Consider the following 19385-nt stretch of genomic DNA (forward strand, 5'->3'; position numbering starts at 1 on the left):
TCCGCTGCGCTCCGTCTCCCGCGGCGAGCGCCTGGTCCAGGTCCTCGCCCTCGAGGTGGGCCGCGGGCTCGCCCTTCACGACGTCGGGGGCGGTCACGATCTCCCCGACCGGCCCGGACGCGACGGCGGCGGGCGTCTGCGGATCCAGCTCGAAGAGCTCGCGCAGGGCCTCCGCGTAGGTGTCCCCGCCCGGCGACTGGGCGAGCTTCTTGACCTGCACCGTCGGGGTGTGCAGCAGCTTGTCGACCACCCGCCGCACGGTCTTCGCGACCTCGCCCCGCACGTCGGCCTCGAGCCCGGGCAGCCGGCCGTCGAGGCGCAGCAGCTCGGCGTCGACGACCTCGGCGGCCCGGCGGCGCAGGGCGGTGACGGTGGGGGTGACCTCTGCGGAGCGCTGCGCGGCCAGGTAGGCGCGCACCTCCTCGGCCACCAGCGTGCGGGTCGCGTCGACGGCGTGTCCGGCGGCGGCGTCGCGCAGCCGGTCGCCGAGGGACGCGAGGTCGACCAGCGTGATCCCGGGCAGCGCGCCGACCTCGGGGGCGACGTCGCGCGGCAGGCCGAGGTCGCAGACGACGAGCGGCCGGTCCCGGTGCGCCCGCGCCGTGCGGACGGCCGGGAGGTCGACCACGGTGCCCACCGCGCCGGTGCAGACCACGACGACGTCGGCCGCGCCCAGCGCCCCGGGGAGCCCGTCGAGCCCGATGGCGCGCGACGGCGTCCCCTCCGCGGCGACGATCTCGGCGAGGCGCTCGGCGCGCTCCGGGGTGCGGTTCGCGACCACGACCTCCCCGACCCCGCGCCGACGCAGGGCCGCGGCGGCCAGCCCGCCCATCGAGCCGGAGCCGACCACGAGCGCCCGGCGCCCGGTCAACCCGCCCAGCGCGGCCTCGGCGTCGTCGAGGGCCTCGGTGACGACGGAGGCGCCGGCGGCGTCGATCCCGGTCTCGCTCTGCACGCGCTTGCCGACGCGCAGCGCCTGCTGGGCCACCTCGTGCAGGACGGTGCCCACGGTGCCGAGCTCGCGCGCCGTGGAGTACGCCGCGCGCAGCTGGCCGAGGATCTGCGCCTCGCCCACCACCATCGAGTCCAGCCCGGCGGCGACCGAGAAGAGGTGCTCGACGGCCGACCCGGCGTAGTGCACGTAGAGGTGGTCGGTGAGGGCGGACACGTCGGTCTGCGCGTGCCGGGCGAGCACGCCGGAGACCTCGGTGAGGCCGCCGTGGAACGCCTCGACCACGGTGTAGATCTCGATGCGGTTGCACGTCGAGAGCACCACGGCCTCGGAGACGTGCTCGCCGCTGATCAGCTCGTCGAGGACCTTCGCGGTGTCCTCGGCGGAGATCGCGACCTGCTCCAGCACCGACACCGGTGCCGTGCGGTGCGACACACCCACCAGCAGCAGACTCATCCGTACACCTTCTCCGTCGCATCGGGAATCGTCCCGTCGGGCCGGCGGGAGACGTGGAACGCCAGGATCTGCATCTCCACCGCCAGGTCCACCTTGCGCACCTCGACGCCCGCCGGCACGGACAGCACGGCGGGCGCGAAGTTCAGGATGCTGCGCACGCCGGCCCCCACCATCGCGTCGCAGACCTGCTGCGCCGCGGCCGCGGGCGTCGCCACCATCCCGATGGTGACCCCGCGCGCGGCACACACGCGGGGGATCTGCGCCACGTCGAGCACCTCCACCCCGGCGATGGTCGTCCCGACCAGCTCCGGGTCCACGTCGAACAGGGCCGCCACCCCGAAGCCGCGCTGCGCGAACCCGCCGTAGCCGGCCAGGGCGTGCCCGAGGTTGCCCACCCCGACCAGCGCCACCGCGTGCGACCGGGTGAGTCCGAGCACCGACTCGACCTGCTCGGTGAGCCGGGACACGTCGTAGCCGACCCCGCGCACCCCGGACGAGCCGATGTGCGAGAGGTCCTTGCGCAGCTTCGCGGCGTTCACCCCGGCCGCGGCGGCCAGCACGTCGGAGGAGACCGTGCGCACGCCCTCGGCCAGCATCTCGGTGAGGACCCGCAGGTAGACCGCCAGCCGGGCGACGGTGGCCTGCGGGATGCGGTCGGGGGTCACGCGGCCCGGCGACGTGCGAGCAGGGCGGGACACGCCCCCGTCCACCGTCACGCCGGAGGCCTCCCTGCCCTGCCTGGTCCACTCGCGCGTCGTCACCGAACGCCTCGTTCGAGGGTACCGCTCGTGAACGTACGCACAAAGTCGCTGGTCACGAGCCCGACGTGAGGTCCTCACACCGCGGTGAGCCCGACAGTGTGCCAGCCCGTGGCGCCGTCGGGGATCGTGGCCGTCCCGACCGGGGTCTGCACCGCCCCGGTGCGGTCGGTCGCCCGCACCGCCAGGCTGTGGGCGCCCGGGGCCAGGTCGAGCGGCACGCGCCACATGCGCCAGCAGTCCACGGTCGGCTCGGCCGCCAGCTGCGCCGGCTGCCACGGCCCGTCGTCCACGCGCACCTCGACCGCGGCGATCCCGGTGTGCTGGGCCCACGCGACCCCGGCGGCCACCGCGCGTCCGGCGGGCACGGTGGCGCCGTCGCGCGGCACGTCGATGCGCGACTGCGTCTTGACGGGGCCGAACCGCCCCCACCCGCGCTGCTCCCAGTAGGAGACGACGCCGTCGAACGTGGTGACCTCGAGGTCGGTGATCCACTTGCACGCCGACACGTAGCCGTAGAGCCCCGGGACCACCATCCGTACCGGGAAGCCGTGCTCGATCGGCAGCGGCTCCCCGTTCATCCCGATCGCCAGCAACGCGGCCCGGTCGTCGGTCAGCGGACCCAGTGGGGTGGTGGCGGTCCAGCCGTCCGCGGAGGTCGACGCGACCTGCTGCGCGCCCGGCCGCACGCCCGCGAGGGCGAGGACGTCGCGGACCGGGACCCCGAGCCACCGTGCGGTGGAGATCAGCGTGCCGCCGACCTCGTTCGAGACGCAGGTCAGGGTCACGGGCGCCTCGACGATCCGCATGCCACGCAACCGCTCGAGGTCGATCGTCACCTCGCGGTCGACCATCCCGTGCACGCGCAGCGACCAGTCCCCGGCGGCGATGCGCGGGACGGCGAGCACGGTGTCGATGCGGTAGAAGTCCGCGACCGGCGTCAGCCAGGGCGGCGTGCCGTCCGCCACGAAGTCGGCGCCCACCGGCGGGGGCACCGCGACCGCGGCGGGCGCCGGCAGGGCCGTCCCGGCCGGCGTGGCTCCGCCGGAGGACAGCACCCGGCCCGCCGTCCCCGCCGCGGCCGCCGCGAGCGCGGTGCCGCCGGCCGCCGTCAGGAACCGTCGCCGGCCGACCCGGGCGTCCGCCGGCGGGACGGGGACCCGGACGGCCGCGGCGCGGAGGAACCGCCAGGCCAGGGCCCCGACCAGGGTCGCCGTGGCCGGTGGGACGAGGTCGAGGGGCGCGAAGGTGGGGGCGGTGACGGTCGCGGCGAGCGCCAGCAGGCCCATCCCGACGACGAGCACGAGACCCGGCCGCTCGTCGGCGCGGGAGAGGAGCCCCGCGACGACCGCGAGGCCGCCGATGACGAGGACCATCCCGGCCAGCAGCGCGACCTTGTCCCCCGTGCCGAACCACGCGATCGCGGTCGCCTTGAGCCACTCCGGGGTCAGCCGGATCGCGGCCTGGCCGACCGTCACGAACGGGGAGGCGGCGGGCGAGACCAGGGCGGCGGCCACCTCTCCGACCCCGATCGCGGCGCCCACCGCGACCAGGGCCGCGACCACCGGGGGCCCGCGGCGGGCGGCGGGGAGGGTCGGCGTCACGAGGGCGGTTCGCCGGACGGGCCCCGGCGGTTCGTCAGGCCGTCAGGGCGTCGAGGCCGAGCGGGGCGCCGGCGGAGCTCGGCGCGGCCCCGGTGGGGCGGCCGAGCAGGAAGGCCGCGGTGGCGCCGTGCATCGCGGCGACCGGGGCGAGCGTGGCCGCCAGGGCGGCCGCCCCCGGGTCCGTGAACTCCCCGGCGCGGGCCGCGACGGTGCCGCCGGCCATCGCCTCGACGTCCACGGCGAGGGCCAGCAGGTCGGTCGGGGCGGCGGCCCGGCCGAGCACGGCCCGCCGCTCGGACTCGACCGTCAGCGGGGTCCCGATGACCGCGGGGAGTCCTGCGGCCGTCAGCAGCGCGTTCCACGCCGCGGCGTGCTCGGTGTGCCGCGCGCCCGCACCGGACAGGAAGGCCGTCACGACGGCCGGGACCTGTCCCAGCCGCCCGTCGCCCGCCGCCACGACCGCGCCGGAGTAGAGGCTCGCCGCGAGCGCGGAGGTGGCGGCGCACAGGGCGACGCCGCGCTGGTCCCCGACGTAGGGCACGCGGGTGGTCGTGCTCGGGAGCGGCGGGGTGGTCGGGGCCGGGGCGGGACCCGCCGTCGGCGGCGGGGCGTCGGAGCAGGCCGCCAGGGCACCGGCCCCGGCCAGGGCGCCGGCCGCGGCGAGGAGCACCCGTCGTCGGGGGACCATCAGTTGCCCTCCTCGGCCGGTGCGGCCTTCGCCGTCGGGAAGCGGGTGTCGGGGAAGCCGACGGTGCCGACGCCCGCGGGCAGCGAGGCGAGGTCCGGCGGCGCGACGACGAGGTCGGCGCGGCCCGAGGACAGCACGGTGTTGACGATCAGGAGGGTCGCCTTGCGGGCGGCCGCGGCCGTCGCCACGCGCAGGGCCGTCGCCCGCAGGGCGGGCGTGGAGAGCCCGGCCGCGTCGGCGACCAGGGTCTGCGCGAGGACGTCCTCCAGCGTGAGCGCCAGCCCGACGACGTCCGCCGGGGTGCGGACGGTCGGCAGCGCGGCGTCGACGACCGGGGCGTAGGCGGGGTCGGGAGCCGTCTGGGGGCGCCCGCCCGACCCGCTGGTGGCGGCGGCGAGGGCGCTGCGCGCGTCGCCGAGCTCCACGACCGCGGCGTTCAGCAGGTCCCGGACCAGCGGCACCCCCGCGTCGCCGCCCCCCGCGGGCAGCGTCTGCAGGGAGCGGTAGGTCGACAGGGCCAGCACCACCAGCGAGCTCGCGGTCCGCAGCGCGGGCACGTCGCCGACGGCGGCCTGCGCGCCGACGGCCGGGTCGCGGCTCATGCGAGCGACCGCCGCAGGTCGTCGGGCTCGACGCGCCAGGAGGCGAGCTCCTCGCCGTCGACCAGCACCACCGGGATGCGGTCGCCGTACTCCCCGCGCAGCTCCGGATCCGCGGTGGCGTCGACGTCCACGGTCTCCCAGTCCTCGCCGACCTCCTCGCAGACGGCGCGGACGACGAGCGCCATCCGGTCGCACGTGCGGCAGTCCGCGCGGACGAGCACCGTCACGCGGACGGGGGCGGACGACGGCCCGACGGTCTGGGACAACCCGGTTCCCTCCTGCTGGCGACCCCCGGGAGTCTGGCAGACCTCGCTCGACCGCCGACGGCGCGGTCGGGACCTCTCACCGCAGGTCAAGTGCATGTCAACGAGCCCGGTGCGGGTCGGTGGCGCTCCGGTGACGAGGGCCTCCGCGCCGCACGTATGCTCCGTCCTCAGCGTGGTCACGGGTTGGTCTCGGCCGAGTCGCGGACACGCACCGCCGGAAGCGAGTGGTCGTCCAGCGAGGGAGAACGCCTTGTCCGCTGTCGTCGGCGTCGGTGCGACGAGGGGGCCGCAGTCGGCCCCCGTCGCGCCCGCGGCCCGCGATGGTCGAGCTCCGCTGGACTCCCTCTCCGGTGGAGCGCGATGACGGCCCGCCCCGGCGGGACCCCACCCGACCCCGATCCCGCGCGCCGTCGTCCGGCGGGCCGGTCGGGGCACGGCTCGTTGACCGACACGCCGCCCGAGCCGGTCGGCGCCTACGGCGCCCGCCCGCCGGAGCAGGGCTTCGCCACGCCCTACCCGGAGCAGCGCGGCCGGGAGGGCGCCCGCCCGGCGACCGGCCCGCGCCCGATGGACCACCCGTCGCACCCGGACCTGCCGCGGATCGCCGGGCACCCCGCCCCGCCGGCTCCGCCCGCACCTCCCGCTCCGCCGCCCGCTCCGCCGGGGCCGCCGCCCGGGTCCGGTCCGGGTCACCCCGCCCCGCCGCGGACCGGCCCGCTCCCCCCGCCGGGCGCCCCGCCGGCGATGGCTCCCGCTCCCCCTGCCTCCCCGGGCGCCCCGACGGGTCCCGTCCCGGCCGTGGCCCCGGCGGCCCACCCCTCGACCACGCCGCTGCCCACGCCCGTGGGCGACGGACCGGGGCACGCCGACGAGGCCGGGTCGTCCGAGTCGTCCGAGTCGTCCGAGGACGTCGACCAGGCCGACCTCGAGGACGCCGGGCTGGCCGAGGCCGACGAGTCCGTCGCCGACGGCTGGGCCCTGGTCCGCGCCACCCAGGACGGTGACGTCGAGGCGTTCGGCACCCTGTTCGACCGCTACCACGACGTCGTCTTCCGCTTCGTCTTCTACCGGCTCGGCGACCGTGGGGTCGCCGAGGACCTGACGCAGGAGACGTTCGTCCGGGCCTTCCGGCGGATCTCCTCGGTGAGCTACCAGGGCCGCGACATCGGGGCCTGGTTCGTGACGATCGCGCGCAACCTCGTGCTCGACCACGTCAAGTCCAGCCGCTACCGGCTCGAGCAGGCCACCCCGGAGATCACCGACGTCGCCCCCGACTCGCACCGGCCCGGGCCGGAGAGCGAGGTCATCGCCGGAGCGACCCACGAGGAGCTCCTGCGCTGCGTCGCCAAGCTGGGCGACGACCAGCAGGAGTGCATCACCCTCCGGTTCCTCCAGGGACTCTCGGTGTCCGAGACCGCGCACATCATGGGACGCAACGAGGGCGCCGTGAAGGCGCTCCAGCACCGGGCGGTGCGCCGGCTCGCTCAACTGCTGCCCGAGGGTTTGCGGTGAGTGACATCGATGTAGTTCCACCCGTCGGCGTGGAGGACGTAACCGGTCGCCTATCCGGTCGTTCCGATAGACGACGGGTACGGCACGTGCCGGAGGGCACGGGCGCACGATGAGGACGGACGACATGTCGAGCGGTCGCGACGAGGCAGACGAGCGGTTCGCCGCTGCCGTGGACGAGCAGGGACGCCCGCGCGTGTCCGGCCGTCCGGCGCAGACCACACCGCCATTCGCCGATCGGGGTTTCCCCGGGCGCGGTGGTAACGATTCAGGGCACGCCGCACGAGAGCGTGGTGTGGACACCGACCTCGCCGACGATCTGCGGATCGCCGACCTGCTGCGCGACGCCGCGGCCGCCACGCCCGGTCCCGACCGGGCGGCGTCCGCGCGGATGCGCGCCTCGGTCATGGCCGCGATCACCGACGAGGCCGCCCCGCCGGCGTCGTCGGACCGGACGTCGCCTACGCTCGTCGCCCCGGCCGACGGCACCCCGACCCGGACCGCGCACGGCCGCCGTCGCGCCGACCGCCGGGGCGGCACCCGCCCGGCCGACGGCCGCCCGGCTCCGACGGCCGGCCGCAGCCGCTCGGCGGTACGCCGCCTGATGTCCACCACGGTCGCCGGGGTCGCCTGCATCCTCGCGCTCGGCGCCCTGACCGTGCTGCTCTCCCGCGGCTCGCTGCCCGGCGACATGCTCTACGGCCTCAAGCGGGCCTCGGAGTCCGCCGAGATCGGCCTGACCTCCGGCCAGGAGGCGAAGGGCCAGAAGCACCTCGACATCGCCGCGCTGCGGCTCGACGAGATCCAGCAGATGGTGCAGCGCGACACCGCCACGGCCGCGGGCCCGCGTCCGACCGCCGCGGGGCTCGACGAGGCGGACGCCGCCCTCGTCGCGGACAACCTGCGTGCGTTCGACCAGCAGGCCCGGACCGGCTCCAAGCTGCTGCTCGGTCTGGTGAACCGGCCGTCCGGACCCTCCGCGGGCACGTTGACCCAGTGGGCCGGCTCCCAGCAGAAGATGTTCGACAGCATCTCGCCGTCGCTCTCCGAGCGCGGCCGCGAGCAGGCCGCCTCGTCGCAGCGGCTGCTCACCCAGCTCCAGGACCGTGCCCGGGCGTTCGAGTCCGACCCGACGTGCAGCACCTCCTCGTCCGACGAGCTCGGGCCGCTGCCCGGTTCGTCGTGCCGCAGCGCCCGCGAGGACGCCGCCGCCACGCCGGCCGCCCCGGAGGCGTCGTCCTCGACGCCGTCGTCGACCACGCGGACGACGACCTCGACCGAGCCGACCACGACGACGTCCGACACGGACACCTCGACGTCGACCAGCACGGGCTCCGGCTCGTCGGAGCGCACCTCGTCCAGCACCCCGCCCCCGGTCAACGTGCCGGTACCGGTGCCGGGCCTGCCGAAGGTGGAGCTGCCGCCGCTGCTGCCGGGCCTGCCCGGCCTCTCGCTGGGCTGACGGCACGCGCCCCGCGCCCCCGCGGGCTACCACTAGGGTTGGCGGGGGACGACGCGGTGCGCGAGCGGGAGGGATGCGGGCGGTGGGACGACGGCGGGACCGCCGGGAGGCGGCACCGGGAGCCTCCGGCCCCTCGGCGTCCTCGGACTCCGAACCCGAGGCCGCGGACGTGCCCGAGCTCGGGCTGACGGCCGCGCTGGACGACGGCGGGGCGGCCCGCGACGCCGGGATCGCCGCGGCCGCCGCGGCCGACACCGAGGGCCCCGTGACGCCCAGCGTCCCGCCGGACCTCACGGCCGCCGCGTTCTTCGACGTCGACAACACCATGATGATGGGCGCGTCGATCTTCCACTTCGCGCGCGGACTCGCGGCCCGCAACTTCTTCCCGGCCGCCGCCCTGCGGGGCTTCGTGTGGCAGCAGGTGAAGTTCCGGCTCGGCGGGGAGGGCACCCCGGAGGACATCCGCCAGCACCGCGAGGCCGCACTGTCCTTCGTCGCCGGCCGCGAGGTCTCCGAGCTGGTCGAGCTCGGCGAGGAGATCTACGACGAGCTGATGAGCGACCGCATCTGGGAGGGCACCCGCGCCCTGGCCCAGATGCACCTGGACGCGGGCCAGCGGGTCTGGCTCGTCACCGCCACCCCGCTCGAGCTCGCCGCGATCATCGCCCGCCGGCTGGGCCTCACCGGCGCGCTCGGCACGGTCGCCGAGCACGAGGAGGGCGTCTACACCGGCCGGCTCGTCGGCGAACTGCTCCACGGACCGGCGAAGGCCCACGCCGTGCGCGCCCTGGCCACCCGGGAGGGTCTCGACCTGCGGCGCTGCTCGGCGTACTCGGACTCCATCAACGACGCGCCGATGCTGTCCGTCGTCGGGACCGCCGTGGCCGTCAACCCCGACGCCGAGCTGCGCGGCCTCGCCCGCAAGCGCGGCTGGGAGATCCGGGACTTCCGCTCCGGGCGCAAGGTGGCCCGCATCGGCGTGCCGTCCGTGCTCGGCGCCGGCGCGGTCGCGGGGGCCGTGGCCGCCGGCGCCGCGTACCGCCGCCGGGGCTAGGTGGCTGCGCCTCGCCGAGTGCGACACCTGGCAGCTCCGGCGGCCCCGGAACCTGCGCCATGTCGCACTCGCGGCACCGGAGGCGGCGGGACTAGCCCAGGAACGCGTTCCGGCGACCGGAGAGCAGCCGGTAGAGGGTCTGCTGGATGTTCTCGCGCACCTGGTCGGTGAGGTTGAAGACCAGCATCGGGTCGTCGGCCGCACCGGCCTCGAACTCGTCGGTGCGGATCGGCTCGCCGAACTCGATGTACCACTTCGACGGCAGCGGGACGAGGCCCAGCGGCCCGAGCAGCGGCCAGGTCGGCGTGATCGGGAAGTACGGCACGCCGAGCAGGCGGGCGATCGGCCCGAGGTCGCCGATCTTCGGGTAGATCTCCTCGGCGCCCACGATCGAGCACGGGATGATCGGCACCCCGGTACGCAGGGCTGCCGAGACGAAGCCCCCGCGCCCGAAGCGCTGCAGCTTGTACCGGTCGGCGTACGCCTTGCCGATCCCCTTGAAGCCCTCCGGCCAGACACCCACCAGCTCGCCGTCGGCCAGCAGCGCCTCGGCGTCGGGGTTGCAGGCCAGCGTGTGCCCGGCCTTCCGCGCGATCGCCCCGGCGCCCGGCATCCCGAACACGAGGTCGGCGGCGAGCATCCGCAGGTTGCGGGGGGTCGGGAGGTCGTCGTGGGTGGCGACGACGGTCATCAGCGCGTCCAGCGGCAGCGTCCCGGAGTGGTTCGCGACGAGCAGGGCGCCGCCCTCCGCGGGGACGTTCTCCACGCCGATCGTCTCGACCCGGAACCAGCGCTCGTAGAGCGGGCGCAGCACGGGGAGGATGACGTTCTCGTTGAGGTCGGGGTCGAAGCCGAACTCGTCGACGCTGTAGCGGCCGGCGAGGCGACGGCGCAGGAAGTCCGCGACCTCCCCCACGGAGCGCTCCAGCTCCGTGGGTCCGCTGGGTCCGCTCGGCGCCGGCAGGGTCGCCGACGGCTCCGGCACCTCGACCTCCGGGGCGGACGGGGTCTGCGCGGGCGGCGGCGTGAGGCTGCGCCGCCGCGGGGTCGGCCGCGGGCGGGGACGCCCGCCCGGACCGTGCAGCGGGATCACGTCGGCCTCGCCCATCGAGTCGTTCCTCCTGCTCATGATCGGTCCCTAGCGCACCGGTGCGAGGGCGGGCGTCTGGTCCTGCGGGGCCTCCAGCTGCGCCGGGCCCCCGTCGCCACGGCCCGGCAGGGCCCGCAGCGCACGTCGCGTCAGCGCCTCCCCGAGGCCGACGTAGCGGTCGGTGTCGACGACGGGGCGCAACGCGCGGCCGGCCACGAAGTCGTCGAACGCCTGCACGGTCGTCCACCGCGGCTCGAAGCCGAACTCGGTGCGCAGCTTGGTGGTGTCCACGACCCGCCCGTAGTTCAGCAGGCGCATCTGCTCCGGCGAGAAGTCGACCAGCCGCGCGCGGCGGGTGACCCGCCCGACCCACGGCACGAGCGGCTCGGGGATCGGCAGCGCGATCCGGCCGGCCCGCCGGATCGCCTGCGACAGCATCAGCACCCCGTCCGCGGCGACGTTGAAGACCCCGGGCAGGTCCTGCGTGGTGGCGCGCTCCAGGACCGCGACCGCGTCCTCGTGGTGGAGCAGCTGCACCCGGGCGTCGAAGCCCAGCACGGTCGGCACCACGGGCAGGGAGAAGTAGTGCGCGAAGGCGGTGTCGGCGCGGGGGCCGATGAAGTTCACAAACCGCAGGGTGGTCACCGGGATGTCGGGTCGGCGACGCGAGAAGCTGCGGACGTAGCCCTCGATCTCGACCGCGTCCTTGGCGTAGCCGCCCGGCGGGAGGGCCTTGGGTTCCGTGGCCTCGGTGAACGTCGCCGGGTCGCGCGGGCTCGCGCCGTACACGCTCGACGTCGAGCGCACGACGAGCCGCCCGACGGTGTCCGACTTCTGGCACGCCGCCAGGAGCTGCATCGTCCCGATGACGTTCATCTCCATCATCATCGAGCGCCCGCCGGAGGCCGAGGGGTGCCCGGAGAGGGAGGCGTGCACGACGGTGTCGACCTTCGCCGTGCTGATGACCTTGCCGATCAGCGGGTTGCGGATGTCCACCCGGACGAACTCCGCGCGACCCATGCGCCGACGCGTGTCGCGGCTCGGAGGCGTCGTGTCGACGCCGAGCACACGGTCGATCGTGGGGTCGGCCGCCAGTCGGGCCGCGAGGTCGCCGCCGAGCTGGCGGCTCACACCCGTGACGAGGACGACGGACGGCGGCATGACACTCCCGGACGGGGCTGGCGGTCTCGCTGGCGTGACGGCCCGACGACGCTCAGCCCCGGCCGGGGCCGGTCACTTGCCGAGCTTGCGACGCTGCACGCGGGTCTTGCGAAGCAGCTTACGGTGCTTCTTCTTCGACATCCGCTTGCGACGCTTCTTGATGACCGAGCCCATACGGGTTCCCTTTCGCTACTACCGGTGGAGGACCCGGGGACCGGCCCCGGAGCGCAAGACTCCACCGTACCGGTGACCCGGACGGCGACGATGCACCGCCCGGGCCCCGAGGTCCTAGCCGGCGTCGATGTACGAGCCCCGGAGGTACTCGTGGACGGCTTCCTCCGGCACGCGGAAGCTGCGGCCGACGCGGACCGCCGGCAGCTCTCCGTTGTGCACCAGCCGGTACACCGTCATCTTCGACACCCGCATGGTGGCGGCGACCTCGGCCACGGTCAGGAACTGCACCCGCGACAGGTCGCCCTCGTCCCTCCGCCCTGCGGCGGCGTTCTGCGGCATGGTTGACCGCCTTCCGAGCACCCGTCGTGCCGCCGGTCTTCCCCTCCGGCGGTTCGACACGCACGTGCTGATCGGAGAGTAGCGAGACGCATGTGACGGATGAATCGCTCGACGTGATGGTGCGGTGGCCGTGGGTCCCGCTGCGTCAAGCGCACACGCCGCACGCCGGGCGCACGGTCGCCCCGCGACGAACGGTCGCCCGCTCGGCCGAACGGAAGGTGCAGGTCAGCCGCCGTAGGTCGCCCCGAGCGCCGCGGAGCGGTCGCGGCAGGCCTCGACGGCGTCCGCGAACGCGGCGCGCAGCCCGTGCGCCTCCAGCACCCGCAGCGCCTGCGCGGTCGTCCCGCCCGGCGAGGTGACGGCCTCGCGCAGCAACCCCGGGTGGTTGCCGGGCTCGGACAGCAGCCCGCCCGCGCCGTCCACGGTCGCCGTCACGAGCTCGGTCGCCGTCGGCCGCGGCAGCCCGAGCGCGACGCCCGCCTCGATCATCGCCTCGGCCACCAGGAAGAGGTAGGCGGGCCCCGAGCCGGACAGCGCGGTCGCGGCGTCCTGCTGCGACTCCGGCACCCGCACCGTCCGGCCCACGCTGCGCAGCAGGCCCTCCGCGGTGTCCATCGCGGCGTCGTCGGCGTGCGAGCCCGCGGAGAGCACGCACATCGCCCGGCCGACGAGCATCGGCGTGTTCGGCATGACGCGGACGACGGGCGTGCCCGCAGGCAGCCATGCCTCCAGCGCGTGCGTCGGGATCCCCGCCGCGAGCGAGACGATGATCCGGTCGCGGCCGGCGGGGACGGCCTCGAGCACCCCCCGGACGTCCTGCGGCTTCACCGCGACGACGAGCACGTCCGCGCGGGCGGCCGCGTCCGCGGCGTCGGTCACGGTGACGCCGAGCCGCTCGGCCACGTCCGCGGCCCGGTCCGCGTCGCGCTCGACGACCAGCAGCGACCCGGCGTCGTACCCGGCCGCGACCAGCCCGCCCAGCAGGGCCTCCCCGATCCGTCCGCCACCGAGCACCGCGACCGCGCCGGAGGGTCGAGCTCCGCTGCGCTGCGTCTCCGTCGTCATGACGACGCAGTCTTCCCGACGGCGGGTCCCGGGCCGGCGCCGGGCAGCAATGGTCCATTGCTGACACCTGACGTCAGGACGGCGCCACTCGCACATCCGTCACCGGGCCCGCACGGTGCGCGAGTGGCGCCGTTCGCACACCTGACGTCAGCAATGGACCATCGCTGACGAACGCGCTCAGGCCCGCGACCGGGGCATCCGCGAGCTCAGGTGCAGGCGGGCGAACAGGAGCGACTCGGCGAGGGCGTCGAGGCGCTCGTTGCGGGACCGGGCGCGGCGGGTCGAGATCTCGACGACCACCGTGCCGGCGAAGCCGGTGAGCGCGAGCCTGCGCAGCACGTCGGCGCACGGCTGGGTCCCGCGGCCCGGGACGAGGTGCTCGTCGTGCGTCTCGCCCGTCCCGTCCGCGAGGTGCAGGTGCACGAGCCGGTCGCCCATGCGCTCGAGGAGCGCGAACGCGTCGTCGCCGGCGACGGCGGTGTGGGAGAGGTCGAGGGTGTAGTTCCGGGCGCCCGGGATCGTCGGGTCGTGGCCGGGGGTGTAGCTGGACACCCGCACGCGGCCGCGGCGCAGCGGGAACATGTTCTCCATCGCCACCAGCACGCCGTGGGCCCGCTCAAGCTCGTCGACCTGGCGGGCGAGCCCGGCCGCATAGCGGCGCTGCCACCGGAAGGGCGGGTGCAGCACGACGACGGGTGCCCCGAGCCCCGCCGCCAGCACGACGCTGCGGCGCAGGCGCTCGGCCGGGTCGGCGCCCCACACCCGCTGGGTGATCGCGAGGCACGGCGCGTGCACGGCGAGGACCGGCATCCCGGTGCGCTCGGCATGCCGCGCCACCGTGCGCAGCTGGCGGGACTCCGGCTCGTTCCACACCATCAGCTCGACGCCGTCGTAGCCGAGCTCGGCGGCCGCATCGAAGGCGGCCGACATGGGCTCGGGGTACACCGAGGCCGTCGAGAGGGCGACCGGGATCCCGGCGGGCGCGGCCCCGGTCAACGAGCGAGCAGGACGAACGCGGCCGGCGAGACCGTGACGACCAGGCCGACGACGATCGCGAGGGCCATCGTCTGCAGGTCGTCCGACCGGCGCATGGCGCGCACGCCGAACACGAGCCCGCCGGTCGCGGCGGCGGCGAGCACCAGGGCGATGACCGGCTGCGACTGCCAGAGGTAGGAGAACCCGATCCACAGCAGCGCCCCGAGGACGGCCCCGATCACGAGCTGGCCGGCGATGATCGCCCACTCGCGGGCGGACGGCCGCTCGGCGGGCTCGTCGTCGTAGTCGTCGTCGTAGTCGTCGTCGTCGCGGTCGTCGAGGTCACGGTCGTCCAGGTCGCGGCCGAGGCCGGCGGGGGCGTCCGCGCGGGTGGCGTCGGGACGGGCGGCGGGCGACGCGGCCGTGGGTGGGCCACCGTCGGCGTCGGCCGGCCGCGGGGAGGCGGTGGTGGGCGCCGGGGTCGCCCGGGTCGGCGCGACGCTCGGCTGGGCCTGCGTCGGGGCCGCCGGCTGGGCCGTCGTCGGCGCCTCGGGCGGAGAGGGCCGGGCGGCCGGGGTGACGGTGGTCGGGGCGGACGGCGCCCACGCCTGGGGCGGCGCGCTCGCCGGTTGGGGACCGGACCCCGGCGGCGGGCCCGACTGGCGCGGCACCGGCTGGCCGTAGCCGGTGGGCGCGGGCGCGGCGTACCCGTAGGCGGACGGGCCGCCGCCGTAGCCGTAGGGGTCCGGCGGCTGGGGCTCGGGCGCGTACGACGACGAGCCGTACGCGGACCCGCCGTAACCCGGGGAGCCCGGGGAGCTCGGGGAGCCCACCGACCCCGTCGACCCGTAGCCGCCGGAGGGGGACGAGCCGCGGCCCTGGTCGTACCCGCCGTAGGAGTCGTACCGGTCGTAGGACTCGTAGGAGTCGTAGCGGGAGCCGTACCCGTCGTCGTACGCGGAGCCGTAGCTGGACGAGGAGCCGTACCCGGACGAGGAGTACCCCGACTCGCCGTAACCCGCCGGGGAGCCGTAGCCCTGGTCGTAGGACGACGTCCCGTAGCCCGGGGAGTCGTAGGACGAGCCGTGGTCCGACGAGCCGTAGCCCTGGTCGTACGACGAGGACCCGTAGCCGGGCGGGTCGTAGGACGAGCCGTAGGAGCCGCGGTCCGCGCCGTACCCGGCGTCGCCGTAGGGGTCGCGCGGCTCGGGCTCGGGGGCGGGCGGCGGCGACGCCGAGCGCGACTCGGCGCCGTAGGCGGCGAGCAGCTCCGCCACGCTGCGCTGAGTTCCCCGGGGCGGGGGACCGTCGGTCGTCATCCGTTCCACCGTGCCGTGGCCGGGGCCGGTCGTCCAGTCGCAGCAGGACGACCGGTGGTGTACGTCCCGTCAGCGGCGAAGGGACCGTCCGCGAGCGGCACCTGGTCCAGCCGGCCGAGGATCACGCCCTCACGCAGAGCCCACGGGCACACCTCGACCTCCTCGAGGCCGAGCGCGTCCATGGCGCCGCGGGCGACGATCGCGCCGGCGACGAGCTGGTGCGCGCGCGAGGCACTGACCCCCTCGAGCTCGGCCAGGTCGGCGGACTCCATGCGGCTGATGAACGCCACCACCTGACGCAGGCCCGCCGCCGTGAGCCGGCGGTGCGCCCGGGGCCCGGCCGACCGCGGCGCGGCGCCGGTCAGGCGCGCGAGCGACCGGAAGGTCTTGGAGGTGACGACCGCCCGGTCCGGCGGGCCGCCGTCGAGCAGCGCCGCCGCGGCCGGGGCGACGGTGTCGTGGACGTACTCGGCGAGCGCCCGGGTCTCCTTGCGGTCCGGCGGGTCCGCCGCGAACCAGTCCCGGGTCACCCGGCCCGCGCCCAGGGGCAGCGAGAGCGCGACGTCGGGCCGCTCGTCGCGACCGACGGCCATCTCCAGGGACCCGCCGCCGATGTCGAGGGAGAGCAGCCGCCCCGCGGACCAGCCGAACCAGCGCCGCACGGCGAGGAAGGTGAGCGCGGCTTCGTCGGGACCGGTGAGGACCTGGAGGTCGACCCCGGTCTCGTCGCGCACCCGCGCGAGGACGTCGTCGGAGTTGTCGGCGTCGCGCACCGCCGACGTCGCGAAGGCCAGCAGGTCGTCACAGCCGAGGGCCCTGGCCTCGCGGCGCGCCTCCGCGACGGCGGCGACGAGGGCGTCCGCGCCCTTGCGCGAGAGCTGTCCGCCGGTCACGTGCTCCGCGAGCCGCAGCGCGGTCTTGGTGGAGGACTGCGGTGTCGGGTGCGCCCCCCGGTGCGCGTCGACCACGAGGAGGTGAACCGTGTTCGACCCCACGTCGAGAACCCCGAGACGCACGACGACCAGCCTAGACGGTGGGCCGGGTCACCCGAACGGAGGTCACTCAGGCGTCCAGCTTGTACCCGAGCCCGCGCACCGTCAGCAGGTGGCGCGGCTGCGACGGCTCCGGCTCGAGCTTCGCCCGCAGCCGCTTGATGTGGACGTCGAGGGTCTTGGTGTCACCCACGTAGTCCGCGCCCCAGACCCGGTCGATGAGCTGCGCCCGGGTCAGCACCCGGCCCACGTTGCGCATCAGGTACTCGAGCAGGTCGAACTCCTTGAGCGGCAGCGCGACCTCCACCGCGTCGCCGGCCAAGTCCACCGTCACCACGTGCCGCCCGACGTCCATGCGGACCGGCCCGGCCTCCAGGACCTGCCGGTCGGACGCGGAGCCGCCGCTCGCCTCGGCCGCGGCGTCGTTCTCCTGGCCGCGCCGCAGCACGGCCCGCACCCGCGCGATCAGCTCGCGGGCGGAGTAGGGCTTGGTGACGTAGTCGTCCGCGCCGAGCTCGAGCCCGACGACCTTGTCGATCTCCGCGTCGCGCGCGGTCACCATGATCACCGGGACCGACGAGCGCGCCCGCAACGCCTTGCAGACGTCCGTGCCGCTCATGCCGGGCAGCATCAGGTCCAGCAGCACGATGTCCGCGCCGTGGCGCTCGAAGTCCTCGAGGGCCGCCGCGCCGGTCTCCGCGACGCTCGCCTCGAAGCCCTCCTTGCGCAGCAGGTAGGCCAGCGGGTCGGCGAAGGACTCCTCGTCCTCCACGATCAGCACCCTGGTCATCTACTCACCTCTGCTCGTCGGTTCCAGGACGGAGGTTCCGTTCCGGTGGTGCGCCTGGTCGTTCCGGACGGCGGGTGCCGGGCCGCGCCCGGCCGCGTCCGGCGTGGGCAGGCGCAACGTGAAGGTGGAGCCCACCCCCGGCTCGCTCCACAGCCGCACCTCGCCGCCGTGGTTGGCCGCGACGTGCTTGACGATCGCCAGGCCGAGCCCGGTGCCCCCGGTGGCCCGCGACCGCGCCGGGTCGACGCGGAAGAAGCGTTCGAACACCCGCTCCTGGTGCTCGGGCGCGATCCCGATGCCGCGGTCGGTGACCGAGATCTCGACCCGGTCGTCGACCTTGCGGCGCCGGACGGACACGGTCGACCCCGGCTGGGAGTAGGCGATCGCGTTCTCGAGCAGGTTCGCCAGGGCGGTTACCAGCAGCGTGGAGCTCCCGGCGGCCTCCAGGCCGGTGGGGAGGTCCAGGGTGAGGTCGGTGCCCGCGGTCTCGGCCGTGACGCGCACCCGGGCGACGGCCTCGCGGACCACGTCGTCGAGCCCGACCGGCTCCAGCTCGGGCAGCGCCTCCGCGCCCTGCAGCCGGGACAGCTCGATCAGCTCGGTGACCAGCGACCCGAGCCGACGCGACTCGTGGAGGATCTTCGTGGTGAACCGGGTGACCTCGTCCGGGTCGTCCGCGTCCAGCGCGGCCTCGGCGAGCACCGCCATGGCGCCGACCGGCGTCTTGAGCTCGTGGCCGACGTTCGCGACGAAGTCGCGCCGCACGGCCTCCAGGCGCACCGCGGCCGACGTGTCCGAGGCCTCCACCACGACGAAGCCGTCCCCGAGGGGGCCGAGGCGAGCGATCACCGACTGCGGGGCGCGGCGGGCGGACACCGGCGGGGAGAGGTCGATCTCGGCGGTGCCGCCCTGCTCGGCGACCCGGGCCGCGGCCGCCGCGACGCGGCCGTCGGGACGGGCGTCGACGATCGCGCCGAGGACCTCCGCGCGGTCGTTCGAGAGCACGACGTCGCCGAACCGGTTGATGACGGCGAGCCCGGTGTGCGAGCGGCGGACGATGCGCGCGAGCAGCTCCGCGACGGTCGGACCGGCCGCGACCGCCGTCTGGGTCTGGGTCCGGGTCCTCCACCGGAGACCGGCGGCGCCGACGACGACGCCGAGGACCGCCGCGACGACGACGGCCAGCACGGTCACGTACGCCGGGACGGCCACGCCGCGATGGTAGGGCCGTCACCGGGATTTCCACCCCCGTCGGAGCTCCGTTGGTGACCCGTCCAACCCCCGGACAGGTGACTGTTGGCAGCGCGTTCAGGTGGTGTTCACGGATCCCGTCCTCAGCGGCCCTGGTTCGCCACCGCCGCGATCGCGTCCTTCGCCGCGTCCGGGTCGAGGTAGGTGCCGCCGGGGTTGGTCGGGCGCAGGTCGTCGCCCGCGGCCTCGAGGTCGTAGCGCAACGGGATGCCGGTCGGGATGTTGAGTCCCGCGATCGTCGCGTCGTCGACCCCGTCGAGGTGCTTCACGACGGCGCGCAGCGAGTTGCCGTGCGCGGCCACCAGGACGGTGCGGCCCGCCGTCAGGTCCGGGACGACGGCCTCGGTCCAGTACGGCAGCAGGCGCGCCAGGACGTCGGCGAGGCACTCGGTGCGCGGCATCGCGTCGCCGAGGTCGGCGTAGCGGGGGTCACCGGTCTGGGCGTACTCGTCGTCCGGGTCGATGGGCGGGGGCGGCGTGTCGTAGGAGCGGCGCCAGATCTGGAACTGCTCCTCGCCGTACTCCTCGAGGGTCTGCTTCTTGTCCTTGCCCTGGAGCGCGCCGTAGTGCCGCTCGTTGAGCCGCCAGTCGCGCCGGACCGGGATCCAGTGCCGGTCGCAGACGTCGAGCGCGAGGTTGGCCGTGGCGATCGCGCGGCGCAGCAGCGAGGTGTGCAGCACGTCCGGCAGCAGCCCGGCCTCGGCGAGCAGCTCGCCGCCGCGGCGCGCCTCCTGCTCCCCGGTGTCGGAGAGCGGGACGTCGACCCAGCCGGTGAAGAGGTTCTTCTCGTTCCACTCGCTCTGTCCGTGCCGCAGCAGCACCAGCGTGCCCACAGTCATGGCGCAGCACCCTACGGGCTCCGCCTGCGGGCGTAGGAC

General features: G+C 75.6%; 19 protein-coding genes and 1 pseudogene. 3 read left to right on the forward strand and 17 right to left on the reverse strand.

What is annotated here, in order from left to right:
- Position 1: 1 nt before the first annotated feature.
- The 6 genes and pseudogenes from WCD74_RS11990 to WCD74_RS12015 all read right to left on the reverse strand — a co-directional run.
- Positions 2–1408, reverse strand: a pseudogene (locus WCD74_RS11990) (glutamyl-tRNA reductase); the annotation flags it as partial.
- Positions 1405–2124 (reverse strand): redox-sensing transcriptional repressor Rex, encoded by a 720-nt coding sequence (locus tag WCD74_RS11995; protein ID WP_373696060.1) that lies wholly within the window; start codon positions 2122–2124, stop codon positions 1405–1407. The pseudogene WCD74_RS11990 and the gene WCD74_RS11995, both read right to left, overlap by 4 nt.
- 119 nt (positions 2125–2243) lie before the next feature.
- Positions 2244–3770 (reverse strand): molybdopterin-dependent oxidoreductase, encoded by a 1527-nt coding sequence (locus WCD74_RS12000; RefSeq protein WP_337695072.1) that lies wholly within the window; start codon positions 3768–3770, stop codon positions 2244–2246.
- Between the two features lie 34 nt (positions 3771–3804).
- Positions 3805–4458, reverse strand: a complete 654-nt coding sequence (locus WCD74_RS12005) for a hypothetical protein (RefSeq protein ID WP_337695073.1) — start codon at positions 4456–4458, stop codon at positions 3805–3807.
- Positions 4458–5060, reverse strand: a complete 603-nt coding sequence (locus tag WCD74_RS12010; protein ID WP_337695074.1) for a hypothetical protein — start codon at positions 5058–5060, stop codon at positions 4458–4460. The genes WCD74_RS12005 and WCD74_RS12010 overlap by 1 nt, the downstream gene beginning before the upstream one ends.
- Positions 5057–5326, reverse strand: a complete 270-nt coding sequence (locus tag WCD74_RS12015) for a glutaredoxin family protein (protein ID WP_373696061.1) — start codon at positions 5324–5326, stop codon at positions 5057–5059. Before WCD74_RS12015 ends, WCD74_RS12010 begins: the two co-directional genes overlap by 4 nt.
- Positions 5327–6157: 831 nt before the next feature.
- Between WCD74_RS12015 and WCD74_RS12020 the strand changes: the two genes are divergently transcribed.
- From WCD74_RS12020 to WCD74_RS12030, 3 genes are all read left to right on the forward strand, one after another.
- A complete protein-coding gene (locus WCD74_RS12020) occupies positions 6158–6838 on the forward strand; it encodes a sigma-70 family RNA polymerase sigma factor (protein WP_373696066.1) in 681 nt (226 codons plus the stop codon).
- 292 nt (positions 6839–7130) lie between these two features.
- Complete coding sequence (locus WCD74_RS12025) at positions 7131–8297, forward strand: DUF5667 domain-containing protein (protein ID WP_337695075.1); 1167 nt, start codon at positions 7131–7133, stop codon at positions 8295–8297.
- A 73-nt stretch (positions 8298–8370) separates the two neighbouring features.
- Positions 8371–9351 (forward strand): HAD family hydrolase, encoded by a 981-nt coding sequence (locus WCD74_RS12030; protein WP_337695076.1) that lies wholly within the window; start codon positions 8371–8373, stop codon positions 9349–9351.
- Positions 9352–9442: 91 nt separating this feature from the next.
- On the opposite strand, the gene WCD74_RS12035 is transcribed toward WCD74_RS12030, so the two are convergent.
- From WCD74_RS12035 to WCD74_RS12085, 11 genes are all read right to left on the reverse strand, one after another.
- Entirely contained in the window at positions 9443–10480 is a 1038-nt protein-coding gene (locus tag WCD74_RS12035; protein ID WP_337695077.1) for a lysophospholipid acyltransferase family protein, read from the reverse strand.
- A 9-nt stretch (positions 10481–10489) separates the two neighbouring features.
- Positions 10490–11602, reverse strand: coding sequence for an NAD-dependent epimerase/dehydratase family protein (locus tag WCD74_RS12040; RefSeq protein ID WP_337695078.1), 1113 nt, complete (start codon positions 11600–11602; stop codon positions 10490–10492).
- A gap of 72 nt (positions 11603–11674) precedes the next feature.
- The gene (locus tag WCD74_RS12045; RefSeq protein WP_010241351.1) at positions 11675–11776 is read right to left on the reverse strand and encodes a 30S ribosomal protein bS22; all 102 of its coding nucleotides are present in this window, start codon (positions 11774–11776) and stop codon (positions 11675–11677) included.
- 114 nt (positions 11777–11890) lie between these two features.
- The gene (locus WCD74_RS12050) at positions 11891–12115 is read right to left on the reverse strand and encodes a helix-turn-helix domain-containing protein (protein WP_286051407.1); all 225 of its coding nucleotides are present in this window, start codon (positions 12113–12115) and stop codon (positions 11891–11893) included.
- A 225-nt stretch (positions 12116–12340) separates the two neighbouring features.
- Complete coding sequence (gene proC, locus WCD74_RS12055) at positions 12341–13180, reverse strand: pyrroline-5-carboxylate reductase (RefSeq protein WP_337695079.1); 840 nt, start codon at positions 13178–13180, stop codon at positions 12341–12343.
- Positions 13181–13357: 177 nt separating this feature from the next.
- Positions 13358–14110, reverse strand: coding sequence for a sugar phosphate isomerase/epimerase family protein (locus tag WCD74_RS12060; RefSeq protein ID WP_337695111.1), 753 nt, complete (start codon positions 14108–14110; stop codon positions 13358–13360).
- A 62-nt stretch (positions 14111–14172) separates the two neighbouring features.
- On the reverse strand, positions 14173–15474 hold the full coding sequence (locus tag WCD74_RS12065; RefSeq protein ID WP_337695080.1) for an Rv0497 family membrane protein: 1302 nt from the start codon (positions 15472–15474) through the stop codon (positions 14173–14175).
- Positions 15471–16490 carry a Ppx/GppA family phosphatase gene (locus WCD74_RS12070; protein WP_337695081.1) on the reverse strand — a complete coding sequence of 340 codons (1020 nt, stop codon included), beginning with the start codon at positions 16488–16490 and terminating at the stop codon, positions 15471–15473. Before WCD74_RS12070 ends, WCD74_RS12065 begins: the two co-directional genes overlap by 4 nt.
- A 46-nt stretch (positions 16491–16536) precedes the next feature.
- A complete protein-coding gene (locus tag WCD74_RS12075; RefSeq protein WP_337695082.1) occupies positions 16537–17256 on the reverse strand; it encodes a response regulator transcription factor in 720 nt (239 codons plus the stop codon).
- Positions 17257–18468 carry a sensor histidine kinase gene (locus WCD74_RS12080; RefSeq protein ID WP_337695083.1) on the reverse strand — a complete coding sequence of 404 codons (1212 nt, stop codon included), beginning with the start codon at positions 18466–18468 and terminating at the stop codon, positions 17257–17259.
- A 122-nt stretch (positions 18469–18590) separates the two neighbouring features.
- Positions 18591–19346, reverse strand: a complete 756-nt coding sequence (locus WCD74_RS12085; RefSeq protein ID WP_337695084.1) for a phosphoglyceromutase — start codon at positions 19344–19346, stop codon at positions 18591–18593.
- Between the last annotated feature and the right edge of the window lie 39 nt (positions 19347–19385).

It is taken from the genome of Actinomycetospora aurantiaca (assembly GCF_037401875.1).
Classification (GTDB): domain Bacteria; phylum Actinomycetota; class Actinomycetes; order Mycobacteriales; family Pseudonocardiaceae; genus Actinomycetospora; species Actinomycetospora aurantiaca.

Excerpts from the sequence above, each read along its gene's own strand:
- WCD74_RS12005 (WP_337695073.1), bottom strand. The coding sequence starts at position 4,458 with ATGGTCCCCCGACGACGGGTGCTCCTCGCCGCGGCCGGCGCCCTGGCC.
- WCD74_RS12010 (WP_337695074.1), bottom strand. The coding sequence starts at position 5,060 with ATGAGCCGCGACCCGGCCGTCGGCGCGCAGGCCGCCGTCGGCGACGTG.
- WCD74_RS12030 (WP_337695076.1), top strand. The coding sequence starts at position 8,371 with ATGCGGGCGGTGGGACGACGGCGGGACCGCCGGGAGGCGGCACCGGGA.
- WCD74_RS12035 (WP_337695077.1), bottom strand. The coding sequence starts at position 10,480 with ATGAGCAGGAGGAACGACTCGATGGGCGAGGCCGACGTGATCCCGCTG.
- WCD74_RS12040 (WP_337695078.1), bottom strand. The coding sequence starts at position 11,602 with ATGCCGCCGTCCGTCGTCCTCGTCACGGGTGTGAGCCGCCAGCTCGGC.
- WCD74_RS12045 (WP_010241351.1), bottom strand. The coding sequence starts at position 11,776 with ATGGGCTCGGTCATCAAGAAGCGTCGCAAGCGGATGTCGAAGAAGAAG.
- WCD74_RS12050 (WP_286051407.1), bottom strand. The coding sequence starts at position 12,115 with ATGCCGCAGAACGCCGCCGCAGGGCGGAGGGACGAGGGCGACCTGTCG.
- proC (WP_337695079.1), bottom strand. The coding sequence starts at position 13,180 with ATGACGACGGAGACGCAGCGCAGCGGAGCTCGACCCTCCGGCGCGGTC.
- WCD74_RS12060 (WP_337695111.1), bottom strand. The coding sequence starts at position 14,110 with ATGTCGGCCGCCTTCGATGCGGCCGCCGAGCTCGGCTACGACGGCGTC.
- WCD74_RS12065 (WP_337695080.1), bottom strand. The coding sequence starts at position 15,474 with ATGACGACCGACGGTCCCCCGCCCCGGGGAACTCAGCGCAGCGTGGCG.
- WCD74_RS12075 (WP_337695082.1), bottom strand. The coding sequence starts at position 17,256 with ATGACCAGGGTGCTGATCGTGGAGGACGAGGAGTCCTTCGCCGACCCG.
- WCD74_RS12085 (WP_337695084.1), bottom strand. The coding sequence starts at position 19,346 with ATGACTGTGGGCACGCTGGTGCTGCTGCGGCACGGACAGAGCGAGTGG.